Raw genomic sequence first — 22965 nt, 5'->3', positions numbered from 1 at the left:
GTCTAAAATTTAAAATATGTTAAAAGGAAAAAGCTTGTTATGCCTACTGGATTTTTCTAAACAGGAAATTGAAAAAATGATGGAAGTTTCTTTCCAAATGAAGAATTTCCATATGTTGAGATCAGTCCCAAGATCATTAGATGGAAAAACCGTAGCAATGTTATTTGAGAAACCCAGTACTAGGACAAGAGTAAGTTTTGAGACAGCAATTAGGTTATTAGGTGGCAATCCTATTGTATTAAACAAATCAGACATTCAGTTAAGTAGAGGAGAACCAGTAGAGGATACAGCAAGAGTTTTAGGGAGGTTTGTAGATGGAATAGCAGCAAGAGTTTTAAAACACGAAACACTAGAGTTGTTAGCTAAATACTCTAACAAACCTACTATAAATCTTTTAAGTGACCTTTCTCACCCTTTACAAGCATTAGCAGATTTTATGACAATAAAAGAAAAGTTTGGAGAATATACTTCACTCACTTTTGTAGGAGATGGGGGAGATAATGTGCTAGTGAGCTTAATGGCTTTTGTAGCTAAAATGGGTTTAGAAATTAAGATAGCTTCTCCCAAAGAATTTAAGCCCAGAGATGACATTATGAAAAGGATAGAAGAAGAAGCTGAAAAAAGCGGTGCGATAATTGAATTTTATGAGGATCCTTATGAAGCTGTGAGAGGTTCAAAGGTTGTATATACTGATGTTTGGGTTAGTATGGGTCAAGAAAGTATAGCTGAAAAAAAGAAAGAGCTATTGAGAAATTATAGAGTAAGTGTTGATTTAATGAGATATGCGAGTAAAGATGCGATATTTATGCACTGTCTGCCAGCAGTTAGAGGAGAAGAGGTAGAAAATGAAGTTATAGATGGGCCTAAGAGTGCGGTGTGGGATCAAGCTGAAAACAGGCTTTATACGGCAATGAGTGTTCTTTCATTACTTCTTTAAGAACTCATCAATAGTTCTTTGTGTAATTAGACTTTTTATACTTTTTATTTCAAATAAATTAATTTTAGCTCTTAGTCTCGTATTAACGTATTTAATTGCATCTTCCAGTTTGTCAAATTTCACTGGAGAGTTGTTAAATGCTCTTTTTACAGTTTCTCTTATGTGCCAGTTTCCAACTGGTGCATAATATTCACTTGTGATCTCTCTTATAATTATGATTCCAGCTTGTTTTCTCATTTCATAAAGTTTCTCGATTGTTGACATTCGTGCAGCCATATAACCCCCATCAAGAAAGTCATATTCTCCCCAATAGTCTTCAGATAAATCACTTACTACTAGTTCATTAGCCCATAATGATAATGGATGCCAAATTTCTATCCATATAGATCTATATTTTGATGGAAATAAAATTATATGGAAATAATTTCCTAGGTACGAATTATAATAAACAAAGATCTCACTAATAGTATCTAAGCCTTTTATTTCTTTAAGCATAAAATTGCCTAAAGTAGTATCTACAGCTGTTATTGCCCATCTTGTAGGTACTATTTTTCTGTTTTTTCTTTTCCCTAATAGACCTAATGAAAGAGCATTAATTATAGTGTATACACTTTGTTTGTTATTGTATAACTCAAGAATTGCTTGTTGTGCTTTTACATCGTCTGTTATTAGTTTTTCAATTGGTTTGGGTACTTTAGGATTCTCATCTATTTTTATATCCTTTGCTTTTAGAGAAGGTCCTCTAGGTAATAGAATTCCGTCGAATTTTAACTTAGGAATAATTTCTTTATTCTCACTATAAACTTCAGATAATACGGGTTTTTCAGCAACTGCAGTGATCGAAACTTCCTTTTCATACAGTACTTCTGGATTATTTACATTAATCCCAGATAACAGAGAAGAAATCATAGAGGTTCTTAAAGATAGTATATCACTTAGGCTTTTCTTCCCCCACCAAATTTCAGGATTTTCATAATCTTTAGCTTCTTCTCCAATTACTGATGGTGGAACATTATATACTAATGATACTTTAGGATAATTTCGTTCTCCAACTACAATACTAGGTGGTGTGGCTCCTTGAATTTTATCACTGCTTTTAATTTTTGAAACAGTTACTGCTATATTTCTAAACCTATCTAGGATTGGACAAGAGGGTAACCCACATAAATATTTGTAACCTTTACACTTCACGCATAATTCTGCTGGTATCTTTCTCAATTCGCAGTTTCCTCTGTATATACCATTTAGCTATCTCAAACTTAGCCTTTACGGTTAATCCTATTCCCACAGCTTCTATTCTATTTTTCCTAATATTATCTAAAATTTCGTCTATATCAAATTCACTTAAATTAACTACATTATATGCAGATCCTAGAGCATATTCTATATGAGAGTCACTGTTTGCTAATCCTGGTAATCCTAATTGTTTGGCAACTTCTTCAGCTTTTTTATTAGCTGACTTAGGTGCTTTAGAATTAAATATTTCTATAGCATGAAAATTATAGTTGAACACCTTATGTCCTATTCCTTTACGAAATATGTCAAATGGGTGTGAAGGAAAAACAATACAACTATTCTCTTTTGCATAATCTATTAATTCACTAATTTTCCTAGGAGGAGAAGGAGGAAAATTACATAATATGACTACATGTCCAAATTCTGTAGTAACTTCTTGCCCTGGAATTACAAATTTATTTTTGAATGTTATATGAGCTTTGGATGTGTCGTGATCAGTTATAGCTATTCCGTTAAGTCCAACTTTTAATGCATAATTTAACATTTCTTTTGGTGACTCTTTTCCATCACTATAATAGGTATGAACATGAAAATCTATCTTTAACATCTAAATGTACCCTAATTCTTTCATAACTTCTACAGTAAGTATTGTTATTCCAGCAGCTCCTCTAACTAAATTATCTCCTAAAACGACTAACCTAAGCACGTTATTTTCATGTCTTATTCTGCCCACAGTTACTGCCATGCCACTTTCTGCATTTACATCAATAATCGGCTGTGGTCTATCTTCTTCATCTCTTACTATTATTGGTTGTTTTGGTGCAGTAGGTAAATTTTTCTGTTGAGGTAAAGATTTAAAATTCTTTAGTGTTTTCTTTATTTCCTCTATGTTGATTCTCTCATTTGTAACAATATTAATAACTCCCATATGTCCTACTCTTGTAGGTACTCTAATTGATGTAACAGTTGAGTCTAAGTTTGCTGGAATTATTTGATTATTTTCAAGTTTTCCGTTTAATTTAGTTAGTTCTTTTGCTATTTTGTCTTCTTCTCCTTTAATGTATGGGATTATATTACCCTCTATTGCCATAAATGATATTCCATTATATCCAGCTCCACTTACTGCTTGTAGTGTAGTAATTATTATTTTAGATTTTGTTGCTATTTCAATTAAGGGTTTTATTGGCATTGACATTATAGCAGCTGTACAATTAGGATTTTTTACTAGAATACCTTTCCAACCTTTTCTTTCCTTTTGAAATTTAAGTAATTCTAGGTGTTCCCAATTAATTTCTGGGTTAATTAATGGTACATCTGGGTCCATTCTAAATGGACTAGCATTAGACACAACTATCTTTCCGTTTTTCACAAGTTCAAGTTCTATTGATTCTGCTAATTCATTTGGTAAAGCTGACAATACTACATCAACGTCTTTATGATCTTCATAATTTGTTGAAACTATTGGTAAATCTTGTACTTCTTCTGGTATGTCTCCTTGCTCTATCCACTTTACTGCATCTTTATATTTTTTACCAATTTTCGAAGGGGAAGCACTAACTTTTACTAACTCTAAATAGGGATGCTTTGCTAACATTTTTACCATTTTTTGTCCTACCATCCCAGTAGAGCCTAGAAGTGAAACTTTTATTTTGTCTGCCACTCCAGGATCACCTCATGAAGTTCTTTGGCTAAACTATTTTCATCTTTTTCATCAACTATAAATGTTAAGCTAACGCCTTTCAGACCTCTAGATATGAAAATAGGGTCTAGTGATGAAGCCTTATTAATGACTTTAGCCGAAATTTCCTTGTTTCTTAATCCGCAACCAACTATACTAATTGCACTTACTTTTCTTGATTGTATATCTTCTATTAAATTATTTAAATTATTTAGTCTTTCTATTAATCTATCTTTATCTTGAGACTCAATTACTAATTGAATGACTGTTTCTGAGACTGGTTGAGAAATTGCGATAAGGTTTACATTAGCATTTCTAGCTTCTGACATTATTGTAGCGGCAGAACCAATTTTTCCTACTATATTAGTACTTTCTATTGTTATAAGTTCTAGGTTATTTCTTGTGGCGATTCCTTTTAAAATGTCATCTTTTGTACAGTTTCCTTCTATTACAGTACTGCCTTCCTCATAAAGTCCTTCGATTACTACTTTTAGATTTGTATTAAATATAGGGTCGAATGTTCTTGGATGTAATTTTTTAGCTCCAAGTTGAGAAAGTTCAATAGCTTCCTCAAGAGCTAATCTTGGAATAGTTTTAGCTTGTGGTATTTTCTTAGGATCAGCAGTCATTATTCCAGGGACTTCAGTTATTAACTTGACCTCTTTTGCTCCTAGTATTTTTCCTACTATTGTTGCAGTATAGTCACTTCCTCCACGTCCTATTGTAGTAAATTTATTTTGTGTACTTTTGCCAATAAATCCTGGGATTACGATAACATTTCCATTAATACCATCGATTTTTTTAGTTAAATTTTCTTTAGATTGTTGAAGTAATACATTAGCTTCTCCAAAATTTTCATCAGTTATAAGGGGAGGATCTAATATATAGCTAGACTGTATATTGTTAGATCTTAAAAATGCGGATAGTAAAATTACTGCAAATCTTTCTCCAAAGGATAATATATAATCTTTTACCCTAGGAGTAACCTCATCTAATACTCTAACTGACCATGCGATTTTAAAAAGCTCATCAGCAAGTTTTGAAATTTCTCCAAAAGAACGCTCAAACTCTATTCCATTGGTTAACTTAGAAAGTAATCTTACATGTCTATCATAAATATCAGTAACAATATCCATCGCTTTATCTGTATTTTTTATAATATCTAACAGCTGATTTGTAATGTTCTTAATTGCTGAGGTTACAATAATGTTTTTATCATTATAATCAATTTCTTTCTTTAATTTATCTAATATTAATTCATAGTCTTTTTCATCTTTTTGAATAGATCCACCTATTTTAATTACTTTCATTTTAGATCACTCAAGATTATTTCATTTATATGTTCTGGGTTAACTAAAATTCTTCGTGATTCAGCTTTTATCATCGCATCTGGGTCCTTTAGCGCATGCCCAGTTAAAATTAAAACAGTTTTTTCGCTTTTATCAATTTTGCCAGAATTTACAAGCTTTAAATAACCAGCATAGGAAGCAGCTGATGCAGGTTCTGCACCTATTCCCTCTCTCCTAGCTAATTCTTTTTGCGCCTCTAAGATCTCAGAGTCAGAAACATAAGTTGCAAATCCATTAGATGATTTTATAGCCTTAATTGCTTTTTTCCAGTTCACTGGTTTACCTATTCTTATAGCAGAGGCTACAGTTTCAGGTGAATCTATAAATTCCGGTTTATCTAATCCTTTTTCTAGAGCCTTAGCTATTGGCGCTGCTCCTTCAGCTTGTATCCCAATCATTCTAGGTACTTTATCGGTAACCCCAATATTCATTAACTCTACAAATCCCTTCCATATAGCATAAATGTTTCCGGCATTACCTACGGGTACTATCACATTATCAGGTACTCCAATATCCTCAACTATTTCAAAAGCAATAGTTTTTTGTCCTTCAAGTCTCCATGGATTAAAAGAGTTAAGCGGATAAACTATTTTTAGTTCTCTATATAATTTCATTACACTATTCATAGCAACATCAAAACTGCCATCAACTTCAAGTATAGTAGTCCCATAAAGTATAGATTGAGCCAATTTTCCTAAAGCAACTTTTCCTTTAGGTAATACAATGTAACTTCTTAAACCAGCTCTACTTGCATATGCAGCGGCTGAAGCTGCAGTATTTCCAGTAGATGCAGCTACTACAACTTTATAGTTTAATGATTTAGCGGAACTTATAGCTACTGTCATTCCTCTATCTTTAAAACTTCCAGTAGGGTTGGCTCCTTCAAACTTAAAATATAGATTTTTATTAGTAGAAGAAGCAATTAGTGGGGTATTTCCTTCATTTAAACTAACTATATGTTTGTATTCTCCAGCTATTAATTCTCTATATCTCCAAACTCCTTTCCCTTTTAGTTTACTGAATGAGAAGTCTTTCTTAGGTTCAACAATTATCTCTAATAATCCTCCACATTTAGGACAAGTTATAATATCTTGTTGGATAGGATATTCTGATCCACAGTCTAAGCATTTTAGATAGCCTTGCATGTTTCCAACTATAGCTCACCACTAACGTAAAGCTCTTTTGTATACTAAATTATAAGCTTTATCTTATGAATACTAATCTAGTGATTAATTTGGCATTCTCAGATTTGCGTGAGTATATAAACTATTTACGTTCAAAGAAAAAAATTATTGAAATCGAGGATGAAGTGGACCCTATACTTGAAATTGCAGAAATTTCTAGAAGAGCAACTTATAGTAAACTTCCTCCATTACTTTTTAAAAATATTAAAGGTTATCCAAATTGGAGTGTAATAACTAATATATATTATTCGATTGAGGCTTTTTATGATTTATTTAATACTAATAAATTAGAAGAAATTACAGAATCTTTTCTAGATAAAATGTCAGGTTCTTTACCTGTATCATTTTCTAATAAAATAAGAAATCTTTTTGATATTTTAAAACTAGGAAAAATTTTGCCTAAATCAAAAAAACCAGCTTTTAAAGAAGATAATAACTTAAATTTTAATAAAATTCCTGCTCTTAAGACATGGCCAAAGGATGCTGGGAGGTATCTAACATTTTCTATATTAATAACCAAGGATCCTGACACTGGAGTTCATAATTTGAGTGTATATAGAATTCAACTTTTAAATGAAAGAGAGGCCATAGTTCATTGGCAAGCACTAAAAAGGGGATCGTTAACAGCGTTTAAATATAAAGAAAAAGGAATTACCAAAATCCCCGCAGTAATAGTAAATGGTGTTGATCCTATTCTGGCATTTGTTTCTGCCTCTCCAGTACCACCTGGATTAGATAAATATCTTTTTGCTGGAATTTTAAGAAATGAAGGTGTAGAGGTTCATGAGTTAGATAATGGTATTCTTGTGCCCTCAACTGCTGAGACTGTTTTTGAAGGTTATGTAGATCTAAATGATTTAAGATTAGAAGGTCCATTTGGAGATCATTTAGGTTACTATACTCCACAAGATTATTATCCAGTATTTAAATTAGAAAGAACTTATTCAAGAGACAATCCTATATTTCATGCTACTTCTGTAGGAAAACCTCCATTAGAAGACGCATGGATAGGTAAAGCTGTAGAAAGACTTTTTCTCCCTTTCATTAGAATATTAATACCAGAAATTGTTGACATGAATCTCCCAGAATTTGGTCTATTTACTGGTATTGGTATATTCTCTATTAAGAAACATTATCCTGGTCAAGCTAAAAAGACAATGATGAGTATATGGGGACTTGGTCAACTTAGCCTATTGAAAATGGTTATTATTGTTGATGCAGATGTAAATGTTCATGATCTAAATGAAGTTTTATATGCTATTACTACTACCGTGAATCCTAGTAGGGATGTAGTAATTATCGATAATATTATCACTGATTCTTTGGATCATACAACTCCTTCTCCACCGCTGGGAAGCAAAATAGGTATTGACGCCACAAGAAAGTTTAAAGAAGAACTAGGAAAAGAATGGCCAGAAGAAGTGTCAAGTGATGAAAATGTGGTAAAAAGAATAATGCCTTTGTGGGAAAAAATCAAAACTCAATATCGTCCCTGAAAGTCTTATCATCAATTTTATATACAATACTAATAGATTTAAGATATGGTAATTGAGTTTCAACTTCTATTTTTCCGTTGGGAGGAATTTCTTTTTCAATATTTTTATCCTCACTAATTGTTTTTGCAATTCTCTGTTCTTCTAATGTTATTGCAGTTACTTGATAATGGAGTGTGACAAGTCTGAGTAATACCTTTTTATTACTTTTATTTATTAATACTAGTTTACCGTTTTCAATATTAGCGTCAAAAATTCGCATAATCCTCATGAGTATTATATGGTTTTCTTGCTTATAAGACATAATTGAACAACGCTATATTTGAGTAAAATGGCTGGTGTAAATGATTTCATAAAGAACTGGAATGGAAAGCAAGAACCAACAATTGCTGAAAAAGTAAAGAATTTGTTTAAGCCACAACAACCTTTGAGATATAGGCTTGTTATGGCTCATTATAGGTTAAAGACTACAATAAGTAGACTTGATGTTTACATATCTAAATTACAAGAAAGAGATAGAGCACTATTTGAAAAAGTAGTAGAAGCTCAAATGAATAAAGACACAGCAAGAGCCGCAATGTATGCTAACGAGATAGCTGAGATAAGGAAAGTAACAAAACAGTTGTTAACTACTCAAATAGCTCTTGAACAAGTTGAATTAAGACTCGAGACTATAAGTGAGTTAGGTGACGTATTTACATCACTAATTCCAGTTTTAGGTGTTGTAAGAGAATTAAGGCAAGCAATGAAAGGTATAATGCCAGAGCTTTCTGTAGAATTGGCTGAACTAGAAGAAGGACTACAAGAAGTAGTGATTGAAGCTGGTGAATTCACTGGTGCCGGAATTGATTATACTATGACGACTCCAGAGGCAAAGAAGATATTAGAAGAAGCCTCTGCAGTAGCGGAACAGAGAATGAAGGAGAAGTTCCCATCTTTACCATCATTTGTTACTTCAGTAGCTCAAAAATCTAATGAAAATCAAAAATAAACAATTGTAATAGCTTTTTTGAAGAGTCAAAAACATTTTTTAATGTATAAGCCGGTTATTTTTATTGGGAGACAAATTTGGATTCTTCCCTTATCGAAGGGAGTCTCGTTACTGATCTTAAAAATATAAGAAAAGATATGATTAATATTGCTGGAGGGAAAGGAGCTAATTTAGGAGAATTAATATCAATGGGAATAAGAGTACCTCCGGGTTTTGTCATAACTTCTCATGCGTATAAATATTTCATTTCATATAATAAATTGGATGAGAAAATAAAGGAAATTTTTGAAAAAGAAAAAGATGATGAAATTATTAGTAGTAAAATTAGGGAATTAATTCTTTCAAGTCAAATTCCTCCAGATTTAGCTAATCAAATATTATCTGCATATGAAAACTTATCGAAACTTGTGGGCAAAGAAATTTTAGTAGCTGTAAGATCCTCAGCAACTGCAGAAGATATCGAGTCAGCAAGTTTCGCAGGTCAGCAAGAAACTTATCTAAATGTTAGTAAAGGAGAATTATTAGATGCAGTTAAAAAAGTGTGGGCTAGTTTGTATACTGCAAGAGCAATAAGTTATAGAAGATTTAAAGGAATAGATCAGATAACTGTTGAAATGGCAGTAGTAGTTCAAAAGATGGTTAATTCGAGATCTGCAGGGGTTATGTTTACACTTCATCCAGTCACAGGGGATAGGAACTATATTATGATAGAATCTAGTTGGGGATTAGGAGAAGCTGTAGTCAGCGGTAAAGTTACACCAGATGAAGTAGTTATTGAAAAATCCTCTTTAAAAATAGTTGAGAAAAAAGTTTCACACAAAATTTTGAAAATAGTTTATGATAGAGAGAAAAGACAAAATATAATAATTAACTTAAGCAATGAGGAAGCTGATCAAATGTCTATATCAGATGAAGAAGCAATTGAATTAGCTAGATTAGCATTAAAGATAGAAGAACATTATGGAAGGCCTATGGATATAGAGTGGGCTATAGATGCAGATATGAAATTCCCAGATAATGTATTCATAGTTCAAGCTAGACCAGAAACTTATTGGACTAGTAAACAAATAGAGAGAAAGAAAGAAGAGGTTAAAGTTAGTGTAGGAAAAGTACTTACTAAAGGTTTGCCTGCAAGCCCTGGTATAGCTTATGGAAAAGCTAGAGTTATCCTTGATGTAAAAGAGGCTAAAGATTTTGAGAAAGGTGATATATTAGTAACTAAAATGACGGATCCAGATTGGGTTCCAATAATGAAAATTGCATCTGCGATAGTTACTGATGAAGGAGGAATGACTAGTCATGCCGCAATAGTTTCTAGAGAATTAGGTATCCCAGCTGTAGTAGGTACAGGAAATGCTACGAAAGTTATTAAAGACGGTGAAGAAATCACAGTGGATGCTATTAGAGGAATAATATATGAGGGTAAATTGACATTTGAAACTGAGGAGAAAAAAGAGGCTACACAACCAGTAAGTGTTGGAGGAATAAGCAGAGATGTCCTATTAAGTCTTTATCCTGTTACAGCAACTAAAATATACATGAACCTAGGACAGCCTGATATTATTCATAAATATCTTGATTTACCATTTGATGGAATAGGGTTAATGAGGATTGAGTTTATAGTAAGTGAGTGGATCAAATATCATCCCTTATACTTAATTAAGACTGGTAAACCTGAATTGTTTGTAGATAAATTAGCTGAAGGAATATCAATGGTTGCGTCTGCAATTTATCCTAGACCAGTTGTTGTTAGGTTCTCTGATTTTAAGACAAACGAGTATAAGAGGTTAATTGGGGGTGAGGAGTTTGAACCAGAAGAAAGAAATCCTATGATAGGATGGAGAGGAGTATCTAGATACGTTAGTCCACAATATGAACCAGCTTTTAGATTAGAGGTTAGGGCAATACGTAAAGTTAGAGAAGAAATGGGATTAAAGAATGTATGGGTCATGTTCCCGTTTGTTAGAACCACCTGGGAATTAGAAAAAGCAATAAAAATAATGGAAGAAGAGGGAGTAAGAAGAGGACAAGATTTTAAAGTATGGATCATGGCTGAAGTTCCTTCAGTAGTAGTTTTAGCTGACAAATTCTCTCAACTCGTTGATGGCTTCAGTATAGGTAGTAATGACCTAGCCCAGTTAACTTTAGGTGTAGATAGAGATTCCGATCTTCTTGCAAGAATGGGATATTATGATGAAAGAGATCCTGCAGTTCTAGAATCAATAAAAAGATTAATAAAGGTTGCACATAAATATGGTAGGACAGTTTCTATATGTGGTCAAGCACCTAGTGTGTATCCAGAGATAAATGAATTTCTTGTTAGGCAAGGTATAGATAGTATAAGTGTAAACCCAGATGCCGTAATTCAGGTAAAAAGACAAGTGGCTTCAATAGAACAAAAGATAATGTTAGAAAAACTTAGGAAGAAATAAAACATTCTTTACAATATCTTCTAGCCCCATCAAAATATGCAGTACATTCTTCACAAATTATCCTTCCGCATTTTTCGCATTTTCCTATAGATAAATTCTTTTTGCAAATTTCACATAAACTCATCTCACAGACAGTACAAATTTTCTTTTCTTTTATGTAATCTTTTTCACAGACTTTCCTTCCGCATAATTTACATATATATTTAGCTATTCTTTCTTCGCAAATTTCACATTTCAATAAACTTTTTAAACCATCTGTAGGCCTCTTCATCATCTTTAGCCTGTATAGGTGGATGCTTGAAATAAAATGCAGAGACTTCTATTAATGGTCCTCCTATTCTTCGATCTAGTGCTAATTTTACAGCCCTAATCACATCCACTAATACGGCGGCACAATTTGATTTATCATCAACTTCCAAGGAAGCTTCAATTTTTATTGGCATACCGGCAAATCCTGACCCTTTTAAGTAAATATAAGCTACTTTTGTATTTCCTAAGAAAGGTACATAATCAGAGGGGCCTATTCTTATCTTTCCTTCTTTCTCAAGGTAGTTTTCATCGTTTAATGTACTAGTAACTGCCTTTGTTTTACTTATTCTCTTTGAATGTAATCTTTCCTCTGTTTTCATGTTTAAGAAATCTGTATTTCCTCCAACATTAAGCTGATAAGTTTCTTCTACTTTTACTCCTCTTAATCTGAATAATGATGTTAAAGTTCTATGAAGAATCGTAGCACCTACCTGGCCTTTTATATCATCTCCGGCAATAGGTAAGTTTTTCTCCTTAAATAATCTTGGAAATTCACCAGTAGGATCACTTGCAATAAAAACTGGAATTGCATTTATAAATCCTATTTTAGCTTCTAAAGCAGCCTTAGCGTATTCTCTACTAGCTTTTTCACTTCCTACAGGTAAAAGATTAAGTAAAATTTGAGCTTTTGAATCTTTTAGTTCTTGAATTACACTATCTAAAGTGCCTTCATTTGTAGGATTAAATATATCTTGCATATGTTTTGCAACTCCATCAAGAACGGGACCTGGAGCTACTTTAACTCCTTTTTTCTCAAGTTCGACAATTTTAGGAGTAATATTAGGTTTTTCAAATATTGCTTCGCTGATATCTTTACCAACTTTATTTTTAGAAACATCAAAAGCAGCTACGATATCGATATCAGTTACTTTATATCCACCAATTACTGGTGTTATTAATCCTTCATAATAATTATCTCCTTTTTGTTTATAATATTCTATTCCTTGAATTAACATTGAAGCACAATTCCCTAAACCAGCAATAGCTACTCTAATCATATGTTTTTAAACAAGAAAAGTAGTTAATAAAATATACCATGTGATGAAAAAAATTAGCAGATTGGTGAAGAAGTGGAGCGACTCTGAGGTGGTATTATGTTAAAACGAATGTATGTTAAAGTTTATGGTATTGTACAAGGTGTAGGGTTTAGAAGATATGTTCAAATTCACGCTGCTAGACTTGGAATAAAAGGATATGCTAAAAATTTACCAGATGGTTCAGTTGAAATAGTAGCAGAAGGATATGAAGAAGCTTTACAGAAATTACTTGAATATATAAAACGAGGACCACCATTATCTAGAGTTGAAAAGATTGAATATAGATTTTATGAGTATAAAGGAGAATTTAATAATTTTGATACCTATTAACATTAAGATTTATAAGTGAGATGAGTTTTTAGTCTATTAGGTGTTTTTGTTGCACCAATGGTAAATAAGGATTTGATACCAAAATATTGGTACAATATAATACCAGATCTACCTAAACCTTTACCTCCGCCAAGAGATCCACCAGATGCTGAATTCTCAAGAATAGAATTATTAAAAAAGATATTACCAAAAGAAGTTTTAAGGCAGCAGTTTACTATTGAGCGTTTCATTAAAATACCAGAAGAAGTTAGAGATAGGTACGCTATTATAGGTAGACCAACACCACTCATGAGAGCTAAAAGATTAGAAGAATACTTAGATACTCCTGCAAAAATATACTTTAAATTTGAAGGCGCTACACCTACAGGCTCACATAAGATAAATACAGCTGTACCACAAGCATATTTCGCAGCTGAAGAAGGAATTTCTCATGTAGTTACTGAGACTGGTGCAGGGCAATGGGGTACTGCTGTAGCATTAGCCGCTTCTATGTATGATCTTTCTTCCACAATATTTATGGTAAGAGTAAGTTATGAGCAGAAACCTATGAGAAAGACCATTATGGAGTTATATGGTGGAAAAGTATATGCTAGCCCTACAGATCTTACTGAATTTGGAAGAAAAATACTAAAAGAGAATCCTAATCATCCGGGTTCACTAGGAATTGCTATGAGTGAGGCTATTGAATTTGCTTTAAACCATAATTTTAGGTATTTAGTGGGTAGTGTTCTTGATGTAGTCCTTCTTCATCAGTCAGTTATAGGGATGGAAGCTATAGCTCAGCTAGATGAGCTTGGTGAAGAACCAGATATATTAATTGGCTGTGTAGGTGGAGGAAGCAATTTCGGAGGTTTTACTTATCCATTTATAGGAGCTAAAAAAGGTAAGAAATATATAGCAGTAGGTGCTGCTGAAATTCCTAAGTTTAGTACAGGTAAATATGAATATGATTACCCAGATACTGCTGGTCTATTACCTCTTGTAAAGATGATAACTTTAGGAAAAGATTATGTACCTCCACCGATATATGCTGGGGGATTACGATATCATGGAGTAGCCCCCACACTAAGTTTGCTAATAAAAGAAAAGATAGTTGAATGGCGTGAGTATAAAGAGGAAGAGATTTATGAAGCTGCTAAAATATTTATGAAGACACAAGGTATTGTTCCTGCACCTGAGTCTGCCCATGCAATTAAGGCTGTAATAGATGAGGCATTAAAAGCTAAGACTGAAAAAGAAAGGAGAGTTATAGTATTTAATTTAAGTGGTCATGGATTACTAGATCTTGGAAATTATGAATCTATCAGAAGAAGGGTAGAAAAATGAGAAGAATGTTAGTAACTTATATGACTTTAGGATACCCTAACTTAGAATCTTTTTATCAATTTATAGAAAAAAGTGTTGAATTAGGGACAGATATTTTAGAGATTGGTTTGCCACCTAAATATGCTAAATATGACGGTCCAGTTATAAGAAAAAGTTATAAAGCCGTTACAAGTTGGTTAAAAGATTATATAACTCCTTTAAAAGAGGTAAGGAAAAAAGTAAATATTCCAATTATTATACTTACGTATCTCGAAGATTATCTTTCTAATTTAGATAACTTCTTAACTACTCTTCATGAAATAGGAATAGACGGGGTTTTATTTCCAGATTTATTAATAGATTTCATAGATGAGTATGAGGAGTATGTTAGTAAAATAAAGGGAAAAGGTGTAAAAGCTGTCTTATTTACTGGTCCTTCATTACCTGATAATTTAATTATAAAAGCTTCTAGAATTTCAGATATTTTCCTTTATTATGGTGTTAGACCTACAACAGGTATAATTATTCCAGTTAGCGTGGATTCATTAATTACAAGAGTAAGGAATTTGGTTCAAAATAAACTAGTTGTGGGCTTTGGTTTGAATGACTTTAATGACTTAAGAAAAGCCTTAAGCGCTGGAGCTGATGGTGTAGCCATAGGTACAGCTTTCATAGAAGAAATAGAAAAAAATGGTATTCAATCAGCTTTACATTTAGTCAAAACTATTAGAGGGATATTAGATGAATACAGCTGAATTACTAAGAAAAATAATCAGAAGAGAAAATCTAACTGAAGATGAAGCAAGAAGTATAGCTAATAGCGTAATGAAGGCAGAAGTACCAGAAATAGTTACTGCTGGATTTTTAGTAGGTTTAGCAACAAAGGGAGAAAGTGTTGAAGAAATAACTGGGTTTGCAAAGGCAATGAGAGATAATGCTTTGCATATTAACTTTCCCTCAGCATTAGATACAGCTGGTACTGGCGGTGATGGTTTAAATACACTAAATGTCAGTACAGCAGTAGCATTGCTGATAAGTCAAGTATACCCAGTAGCTAAACATGGTAATAGAGCTGTAAGTGGTAAGTCTGGTAGTGCTGATGTACTTGAAGCTCTTGGCTATAATATAATTGTGAAACCCGAGCTAGCTGAGAAATTAATTAAAGAGTCTAAGTTTGTATTTCTATTTGCTCAACTTTATCATCCAGCTATGAAAAATGTAGCTAATGTCAGAAAGACTTTAGGTGTTAGAACTATATTTAATGTACTAGGTCCTTTAACAAATCCAGCAAATGCAAGATATCAAATGATAGGCGTCTTCTCGAAAGAGTTTTTACCAAAACTCGCTGAAGCCGTAGTGCGTCTTGATTATGATAGAGTTATACTTTATAATGGTTTTCCATCTTTAGATGAGATTAGCACACAAGGAATTACGTATGTATATGAAATTGAAAAAGATAAAATAGTTAGTTATACTGTTTCTATTAACGACTTTGGACTTAAGGATGAGATCCCTGTATCTAAACTCACTGTTAACGATGCTACTCATTCAGCATTAAGAATTCTAAAGGCATTTAAAGGAAAAGATGAAGAAGCTAGAAGATTTATAGGGATAAACACAGCTATGGCTCTTTATTTAATTAGAAAAGTAAAAGACCTCAAAGATGGATATGAATACGCTTTACAGTTAATGGATTCTGGTATACCTCATGTAAGAAGTTTAATAGAGAAGAACGGTGATTTAAGTAACTTTAATAAGTTGGTGGAGAAAATTGATTAAAATAAAATTTTGTGGTATATCTCACATTGAAGATGCTATCGTAGCCTCTAATTACGCTGATTTAATAGGCGTAGTTACTGATCCTATAAGTCCAAGATTTGTCAAACCAGAATTTATCGATATCGTTAAAAACTTTGTAAACAAGCCTGTAGTAAATGTGAAGGTAAAAGGCAAAATTAATGATATAGTTAATGAATCAAAAGCTGAGTACGTTCAAATACATAGAGTTTTAGATATGGAAGAAATAGAAGATATATTATCATATAATAAAAAATTTATACTTTATGTTCCTTCGTCAGAAAAATATTACTCCTATTTTAAAACTATAGTAAATAAAACTAATCATCTTATTCTTATAGATTCGGAAAAGAAGGGAGAAAAAGTAAACTTAGAAGTTTCCAAAATCTGGATTAAAGAATATGATAAAGTTGGTATAGGTGGCGGTATAACGTTAAATAACATAGAAGAATTTCTAAGCTTAAACCCTTATTGGATAGATATTTCTTCTGGTATTGAAAAGTATAAATCAAAGAAAGATCACGATAAAATGATTAGAATAGCTGAAAAGGTGAAAGAATGGAAATCTATCCTATAACTTCTTTTGCTCAACCTTATGAAGTATTTAAATGTATATTAGATGAGGCAGATATAGCAGCACTATTAGAAAGTGGTTCTGGTCCTCAACATAAATCGAGATATAGTATAATAGCATGGGGAAAGAAAGGGTATCTTAATATAAACGGAGTTAGGTCTTCTGGCGATATTAATGATAGCTTCTATGACCCTATCGAGGTCTTAGAGAAGTTTCTTTCCAAAGCTCCTTTGCTTAATTTACCTGGAAGATTCAAAGGAGGTATAATTGGGTACGTTAGCTATGACGCTGTGAGATATTGGGAATCTATAAGAGATTTGAAGAGAGAGGCAGAAGAATGGCCTAATATGGAATTTTTTATACCAGAGAATGTTATAGTCTATGATCATATTGAAGGCAAAGTATATGTTGAGGGTGAGCTACCTAAGGTTACAATATGTAAGGATATTGGTAATGTGAAGTTCGAATTTGAAATAGAATCTTTAGATAAAACGCAATTTGAAAAAGCTGTTTCGGACATCTTGGATTACATAAAAAATGGATATGCTTTTCAGATAGTAATTTCTAGGTTTTTAAGATATATTTACAGAGGAGATTTAATGAGTTTCTATTACAACCTAAGGAAAATAAATCCATCTCCCTATATGTATTATTTAAAGTTTTATGATAGACATGTTATCGGATCTAGCCCAGAAACATTATTTAGTTTGCAAGATGGTATAGTTGAGACGTATCCTATAGCTGGATCAAGACCTAGAGGAGCGACACCAGAAGAAGATTTGAATTTAGAAAAAGAACTTTTAGCTTCTGAGAAAGAAAGGGCTGAACATATAATGCTAGTTGATTTAGCTAGGAATGATATAGGTAAAGTTTGTTACATGGGCTCAGTTAAGGTTCCTGAATTTATGTACATAGAAAAATATAGTCATGTACAACATATAGTAAGTAAGGTAGTAGGTACATTAAAAAGAAATTATAGTGCATTTGACGTTTTAAAGGCTGTATTCCCTGCCGGTACTGTAAGTGGAGCACCAAAACCCATGGCTATGAATGTTATTGAATTATTAGAGCCGTTTAAGAGAGGACCCTATGCTGGAGGAGTAGGTTTCTTTTCGGCTAATGGTGATGCAGAATTTGCAATAACTATAAGAAGTGCTTTTGTAAATAAAGATTTATTCAGAATTCAAGCCGGTGCTGGTATAGTTTATGACTCAATACCGGAAATGGAATATTATGAGACTGAACATAAAATGAGAGCCTTAAAAGTTGCTATGGGGGTAGTTTAGATGGATTTAACGCTCATCATAGATAACTATGATAGTTTTGTATATAATATTGCTCAAATAGTAGGAGAATTAGGAAGCTATCCTATAGTTATAAGGAACGATGAGATTACAGTAAAAGGAGTTGAGAGAATAAATCCAGATAGAATAATAATTTCCCCAGGTCCCGGAACTCCAGAAAAAAAGGAGGATATAGGGATAGTTATTGATGTTATCAAACAATTTGGTAGGAGAATTCCTATTTTAGGAATTTGTTTAGGTCATCAAGCTATAGGATATGCATTTGGAGCAAAAATTAGGAAGGCCAGAAGAGTATTTCACGGTAAAATAAGTAAAATAAATATAATTAACAACGTAGCATTATATGATGGTCTGCCGAAACAAATTGAAGCAACTAGATATCATAGTCTAGTTATAGATGATGTTAAAGAACCTCTAATAATTGATGCTTATTCCCTAGAAGATAATGAGATCATGGCTATTCATCACTCAGAATTAAGAATTTATGGCGTTCAATTTCATCCAGAGAGTGTAGGAACACCATTAGGAAAGAGAATTATTTATAACTTTCTCAATAAAGTATAATTGAATGCCCAGGTATTTGGAAGGATGGTTAGCTGATGTTGTTAAAATCTCCTTAAACAGAGAAAGAATAAATAAGGTTAGAGAAAGACCTATTTATTTACTTTCTAAATTTATAAAATCTACAATTGACAAAAATGCTATTATCGCTGAATTTAAAAGAAAATCCCCATCTGGGTTAAATGAAAACAGGGACTTAGAAGAATATGTGAAGTTTATGGAAGAAAATGGGGCTATAGGAATTAGTGTACTTACTGAAGAAAAATATTTTGGAGGTAGCTATTCTGATTTAGAGAATGCTGCAAAAATAGTAAAAATACCTATACTTATGAAGGATTTCATTGTTACTGAAAAACAAATAGACACAGCATTTAATTTAGGTGCAGACGCGATTCTTCTGATAGTTAAGATTCTCACAGAACGAGAATTGATTAACCTATATGAGTATGCTAGAAACTTAGGACTTGAGGCTATTGTTGAAGTTACTGATGAGAATGATTTAAAAATAGCTTTAATGTATGATTTTAATATAATAGGCGTTAATGCTAGAAATCTAAGTAGCTTAGAGGTTAACATTAGAAATGCTAGAAAAATTCTAGAAATGATACCTAATGATAGAATTAAAATTGCTGAAAGTGGGATAAAAAATAAAGAAGATATCATAGAATTAAAGAAGTATGGGGCCGATGCTTTTCTCATAGGAACGACTTTAATGAAGGACCCAAACAAAATTAAGGAACTAATATAATTTTTTCCTATGCCAGTAGATGATTTTTCCCTTTCGGCAAATAGTATATCAGGAGAATCTACCCTAGTATATCAAGATGTTGCAAGACAAGTACAGAAGACTAAGGGAATAAGAATCATAAATTTTGGTATAGGACAACCGGATTTGCCTACATTTGCCAGAATAAGAGAAGCTGCAAAGAAATCATTGGATGAAGGATTTACTGGCTATACATCAGCTTATGGAATTGATGAATTAAGACAAAAGATAGCAGAGCATTTAAGCAGTAAATATGAGAGTGTGAGAAAGGAAGAAGTTATTGTAACTCCTGGGGCAAAAACGGCACTTTACTTAGCCTTTTTATTATACATAAATCCTGGAGACGAAGTTATAATATTTGACCCTTCATTTTACTCTTATGCAGAAGTAGTAAAGATGTTAGGAGGAGTCCCAGTTTATGTTAAAATGAAGTTTAATGAGAGTACTGGATTTTCTCTTAACTTATCGGAATTAGAATCTAAAATAAATAAAAAAACAAAAATGATAGTATTAAATAATCCTCATAATCCAACAGGTATGGTGTTTGATCCAATAGAAATTGAAAAGCTAATGGAGATTACTAAGGAAAAGAAAGTTCTTCTTCTATCAGATGAAATATATGATTATTTTATTTATGAAGGAAAGATGAAGAGTGTACTAGAAGATCCAGATTGGAGAGACTATGTTATTTATGTAAATGGATTCAGTAAAACGTTCTCTATGACTGGTTGGAGGTTAGGGTATGTAGTAGCTAAAGAAAAAGTGATTAAGAAAATGGCAGAGATTGCTGCAAATATTTATACTTGTCCTACTAGTTTTGCTCAGAAAGGTGCATTAGCAGCTTTTGAATCTTTTGATGAAGTTAAGGAAATGATATCATTATTTAAAAAGAGAAGGGATATAATGTACGAAGAACTTAAGAAAATAAAAGGAATACAAGTGCATAAAAGTCAAGGAGCGTTCTACATGTTTCCATTTATTGGCGAGATTCTAAAAAAGGCTAATCTTAGTGTTAAAGACTTTTCGTTAAAGTTAATTGAGGAAAAAGGAGTAACCACCATACCGGGTGAAGTATTCCCATTAGAAGTTGGTAAAGATTTTGTTAGGCTTAGTTTTGCTGTAAAAGAAGATGATATAAGAGAAGGTATAAAAAGGATGAAAGAGTTTATTGATATGTTGATGACACCCTGATAGTGTGAAAAGATGAACGAAACTCCCATGGGCTGATCTAACTAAGTAGCTCTGCCTTAATTTCTTCTCCTTCCTCGTATACAATTTTTTCTATTTTTAATGTTTTTATTATGTCATCTTCAACTCTTTTAATTGTTTCGATATACTCTTTTGGCCCTACAAGCTTAACATTTATACTTACTGGTATCGGTATTCTATTTTGTATTTTTAAAGTCCTAATCGTAGATGTTGTTGTTTTTATGTATTTCCCTAAAGTATCTATGTTAGGATCTTCTTCAATATCGTCAACATTAGGTAATCCTTCAAGTATGATTGAAATTTTATCTCCATAAAGTCTATTGTACATCTCTTCTGTGATATGAGGTGCAATAGGGTGTAAGATTATTAGCAGATCTTTGAATACCCTGCTCAAGGTATATAATGCAGATAAATCTTCAGCAAATAATCTATGCTTAATTAATTCAAGATACTCGTCAGCAATAGTTTCCCAGAAGTAAGAGTAGAGCGATTCAACAACTTGATAGAAATCATAATTATTATAAGCTTCAATACTTTTCTTTACAAACCTTTTATGTTCTTGTAAAATCCATCTATCAATAGGATGTAAATTGCTTGGTCTATCAAACTTTTTCTTTCCTATAAATGGATAAGATAGTCTACCTGCATTCCACAGCTTCTGTAGCAATAATTTTTTTCCTCTAACTGTTTCCCATTTAAATGGAAAATCATCACCTATTCTAGCATCTAATAAAGTTAGTCTAATTGAATCGGCACCGAACTCATCAACCTTATCTAATGGATTAACTACGTTTCCTTTACTTTTGCTCATTCTAGTTCCATCTGGACCAAGAACTTGACCATTTATTAGAACTTCTTTAAATGGAATATTTCCAGTAAGTACTAGTGTTCTGAAAAACGTATAAAATAGCCAAGTCCTTATTATATCTGTTCCTTGTAATCTTACTGATGCTGGGAAAGTTTTCTCAAATTTTCTTTTATCAGTATAGAATCCAGTTAAATAAATTACTGTAACGCTAGAATCAATCCATACATCTGCTACATCAGTAACTGGCTTTAATGGTAATCCACACTGAGGACATTTCTCATATGGTGGTTTTGTTTTTGTAGGATCTAAAGGTAAATCTTCTTCTCTAGCTGGAATCAAATGATTGTTATCGCAATACCAGAAAGGTAATGGTGTACCGTACACTCTTTGTCTACTTATATTCCAATCCCATTCTAAACTTTTAATCCAATCTTCTAAATAATACGCCATCCTAGAAGGAATGAATTTCATTTTCTTATATTCTTCAAGTAATTTATCCTTAAATTGTAAAGTTTTTATAAATATCTGTTTCTTGACAAGGAACTCAATTGGAGATAAACAATCACTTCTTTCAGTATGAGATAACACATTATGTTTAAAATTCTCTATTTTGACAAGATATCCTTTTTCTTTAAGTAATTCTATTATTTTCTTCCTAGCTTCTTCAATTTTTAATCCATCTAAGAGACCATTTGTATTCTTTATTCTCCCTTTTTCATCAATCAGCTCAGTAGTAGGTAAATTATATTTCAATTGCCATTTTATATCTTGTGGGTCACCATACGTACTTATCATTACAGCACCAGTTCCAAACTCCTTTTCTACTGCATCATCTCCAATAATCTTTACTTCTTTGTTAAATAAAGGGATTATTGCAATCTTTCCAATAAGTCCTTTATATCTTTCATCTTCTGGATGTACAGCTACAGCCTGTGTGGCAGCTAATAATTCTGGTCTTGTTGTGGCAATGATAATTTCTCCACCATCTTTTAGAGGAAATCTAATATAAGCTAAAATTCCATCCTTTTCTAGATAACCAACTTCGCTTTGAGCCAAAGCAGTCTCGCATTTAGGACACCAATATACTGGTCCTTCTCTAATTTCAATAAGCCCCAACTTATACATTTCTAATAAACTTTTCTGAATTATTTTTCTATAACTATTTTCATATGTTCTATATTCATATCTTTCCCATTCTGGTCTATATCCTAACCTTATCATTGCTTCCTTCATTTTCTTTATCATATCCTCAGTCCACTCAACGCATTTTTTGAGAAATAGTTCTCTGTTTTCTTTAGGGATTTTTAATCTATATTGAACTTTTAATTCAGTTGGTAATCCTTGCGTATCCCAACCTTGTGGAAGAAGTACATTATATCCTTGTAATCTCTTAAACCTGCCAATTGTATCAGCAATTGTAACCCAGTAAGCATGACCCATATGTAGTTCTCCACTCGTAAAAGGTGGAGGTGTATCTATGACGAAAACTGGGGATTTCTCGTCTTCATCTTTAAATCTAAATACTTTCTCCCAATATTCCTTGGATAACCAAATTTGTTGCCATTTTAATTCAATTTCTTTCGGATTATAATGTTTCGGCCATTCTTCTAGTTTCTTATTAATCTCTTCTTGGGATAACAATAACTAATCACCTTAACATTAATT

General features: G+C 32.5%; 22 protein-coding genes. 13 read left to right on the top strand and 9 right to left on the bottom strand.

Annotated features, from left to right (window positions below):
• Positions 1–16: 16 nt before the first annotated feature.
• Positions 17–937, top strand: a complete 921-nt coding sequence (gene argF, locus STK_RS06880; RefSeq protein ID WP_010979264.1) for an ornithine carbamoyltransferase — start codon at positions 17–19, stop codon at positions 935–937.
• On the opposite strand, the gene STK_RS06875 is transcribed toward argF, so the two are convergent.
• Genes STK_RS06875 through thrC form a run of 5 tightly spaced genes read right to left on the bottom strand, consistent with a single transcriptional unit; the run spans position 926 to position 6345 of the window.
• Complete coding sequence (locus STK_RS06875) at positions 926–2155, bottom strand: Nre family DNA repair protein (RefSeq protein ID WP_052846515.1); 1230 nt, start codon at positions 2153–2155, stop codon at positions 926–928. The two genes, argF and STK_RS06875, sit on opposite strands and share 12 nt — an antisense overlap.
• Positions 2118–2780, bottom strand: a complete 663-nt coding sequence (locus STK_RS06870; RefSeq protein WP_010979262.1) for a CehA/McbA family metallohydrolase — start codon at positions 2778–2780, stop codon at positions 2118–2120. The genes STK_RS06875 and STK_RS06870 overlap by 38 nt, the downstream gene beginning before the upstream one ends.
• The gene (gene asd / locus STK_RS06865; protein ID WP_010979261.1) at positions 2781–3833 is read right to left on the bottom strand and encodes an aspartate-semialdehyde dehydrogenase; all 1053 of its coding nucleotides are present in this window, start codon (positions 3831–3833) and stop codon (positions 2781–2783) included.
• Positions 3818–5161 (bottom strand): aspartate kinase, encoded by a 1344-nt coding sequence (locus STK_RS06860; protein WP_010979260.1) that lies wholly within the window; start codon positions 5159–5161, stop codon positions 3818–3820. Before STK_RS06860 ends, asd begins: the two co-directional genes overlap by 16 nt.
• Complete coding sequence (thrC, locus tag STK_RS06855; protein WP_010979259.1) at positions 5158–6345, bottom strand: threonine synthase; 1188 nt, start codon at positions 6343–6345, stop codon at positions 5158–5160. The genes STK_RS06860 and thrC overlap by 4 nt, the downstream gene beginning before the upstream one ends.
• Positions 6346–6434: 89 nt before the next feature.
• On the opposite strand from thrC, the gene STK_RS06850 reads away from it, so the two are divergent.
• Positions 6435–7880, top strand: a complete 1446-nt coding sequence (locus STK_RS06850) for a UbiD family decarboxylase (protein WP_052846942.1) — start codon at positions 6435–6437, stop codon at positions 7878–7880.
• On the opposite strand, the gene STK_RS06845 is transcribed toward STK_RS06850, so the two are convergent.
• Positions 7858–8139: a hypothetical protein gene (locus STK_RS06845; protein WP_069168193.1), complete on the bottom strand. Its 282-nt coding sequence runs from the start codon at positions 8137–8139 to the stop codon at positions 7858–7860. The two genes, STK_RS06850 and STK_RS06845, sit on opposite strands and share 23 nt — an antisense overlap.
• Positions 8140–8208: 69 nt before the next feature.
• Between STK_RS06845 and cdvB1/B2 the strand changes: the two genes are divergently transcribed.
• Positions 8209–8868, top strand: a complete 660-nt coding sequence (gene cdvB1/B2 / locus STK_RS06840; RefSeq protein ID WP_010979256.1) for a cell division protein CdvB1/B2 — start codon at positions 8209–8211, stop codon at positions 8866–8868.
• 137 nt (positions 8869–9005) lie between these two features.
• Complete coding sequence (ppsA, locus tag STK_RS06835) at positions 9006–11300, top strand: pyruvate, water dikinase (RefSeq protein ID WP_010979255.1); 2295 nt, start codon at positions 9006–9008, stop codon at positions 11298–11300.
• On the opposite strand, the gene STK_RS06830 is transcribed toward ppsA, so the two are convergent.
• Together STK_RS06830 and STK_RS06825 are read right to left on the bottom strand one after the other, a co-directional pair.
• Positions 11287–11571, bottom strand: a complete 285-nt coding sequence (locus tag STK_RS06830; RefSeq protein WP_052846513.1) for a hypothetical protein — start codon at positions 11569–11571, stop codon at positions 11287–11289. The genes ppsA and STK_RS06830 overlap by 14 nt on opposite strands.
• Positions 11528–12607 (bottom strand): inositol-3-phosphate synthase, encoded by a 1080-nt coding sequence (locus STK_RS06825; protein WP_010979254.1) that lies wholly within the window; start codon positions 12605–12607, stop codon positions 11528–11530. Before STK_RS06825 ends, STK_RS06830 begins: the two co-directional genes overlap by 44 nt.
• Before the next feature lie 96 nt (positions 12608–12703).
• On the opposite strand from STK_RS06825, the gene STK_RS06820 reads away from it, so the two are divergent.
• Genes STK_RS06820 through STK_RS06780 form a run of 9 tightly spaced genes read left to right on the top strand, consistent with a single transcriptional unit; the run spans position 12704 to position 20474 of the window.
• Positions 12704–12976 (top strand): acylphosphatase, encoded by a 273-nt coding sequence (locus STK_RS06820; protein WP_010979253.1) that lies wholly within the window; start codon positions 12704–12706, stop codon positions 12974–12976.
• 57 nt (positions 12977–13033) lie between these two features.
• Entirely contained in the window at positions 13034–14302 is a 1269-nt protein-coding gene (locus STK_RS06815) for a TrpB-like pyridoxal phosphate-dependent enzyme (protein WP_010979252.1), read from the top strand.
• Entirely contained in the window at positions 14299–15036 is a 738-nt protein-coding gene (trpA, locus tag STK_RS06810; RefSeq protein WP_010979251.1) for a tryptophan synthase subunit alpha, read from the top strand. Before STK_RS06815 ends, trpA begins: the two co-directional genes overlap by 4 nt.
• Positions 15023–16060: an anthranilate phosphoribosyltransferase gene (trpD, locus tag STK_RS06805; RefSeq protein ID WP_010979250.1), complete on the top strand. Its 1038-nt coding sequence runs from the start codon at positions 15023–15025 to the stop codon at positions 16058–16060. Before trpA ends, trpD begins: the two co-directional genes overlap by 14 nt.
• Positions 16053–16655 carry a phosphoribosylanthranilate isomerase gene (locus STK_RS06800; RefSeq protein WP_052846512.1) on the top strand — a complete coding sequence of 201 codons (603 nt, stop codon included), beginning with the start codon at positions 16053–16055 and terminating at the stop codon, positions 16653–16655. The genes trpD and STK_RS06800 overlap by 8 nt, the downstream gene beginning before the upstream one ends.
• Positions 16637–17938, top strand: a complete 1302-nt coding sequence (locus STK_RS06795; RefSeq protein ID WP_010979248.1) for an anthranilate synthase component I — start codon at positions 16637–16639, stop codon at positions 17936–17938. Before STK_RS06800 ends, STK_RS06795 begins: the two co-directional genes overlap by 19 nt.
• Positions 17939–18520 carry an anthranilate synthase component II gene (locus STK_RS06790; RefSeq protein ID WP_010979247.1) on the top strand — a complete coding sequence of 194 codons (582 nt, stop codon included), beginning with the start codon at positions 17939–17941 and terminating at the stop codon, positions 18518–18520.
• 4 nt (positions 18521–18524) lie between these two features.
• A complete protein-coding gene (trpC, locus tag STK_RS06785) occupies positions 18525–19265 on the top strand; it encodes an indole-3-glycerol phosphate synthase TrpC (RefSeq protein ID WP_010979246.1) in 741 nt (246 codons plus the stop codon).
• A 9-nt stretch (positions 19266–19274) separates the two neighbouring features.
• On the top strand, positions 19275–20474 hold the full coding sequence (locus tag STK_RS06780) for a pyridoxal phosphate-dependent aminotransferase (protein ID WP_010979245.1): 1200 nt from the start codon (positions 19275–19277) through the stop codon (positions 20472–20474).
• Positions 20475–20511: 37 nt separating this feature from the next.
• Here STK_RS06780 and STK_RS06775 read toward each other — a convergent pair whose 3' ends face one another.
• Positions 20512–22941, bottom strand: coding sequence for a valine--tRNA ligase (locus STK_RS06775; protein WP_010979244.1), 2430 nt, complete (start codon positions 22939–22941; stop codon positions 20512–20514).
• Positions 22942–22965 lie beyond the last annotated feature (24 nt).

Origin of the sequence: Sulfurisphaera tokodaii str. 7, assembly GCF_000011205.1 — an archaeon.
GTDB lineage: Archaea > Thermoproteota > Thermoprotei_A > Sulfolobales > Sulfolobaceae > Sulfurisphaera > Sulfurisphaera tokodaii.
Note: the sequence above shows the minus strand (reverse complement) of the source record. Positions and strands in the feature narration are given on the sequence as shown.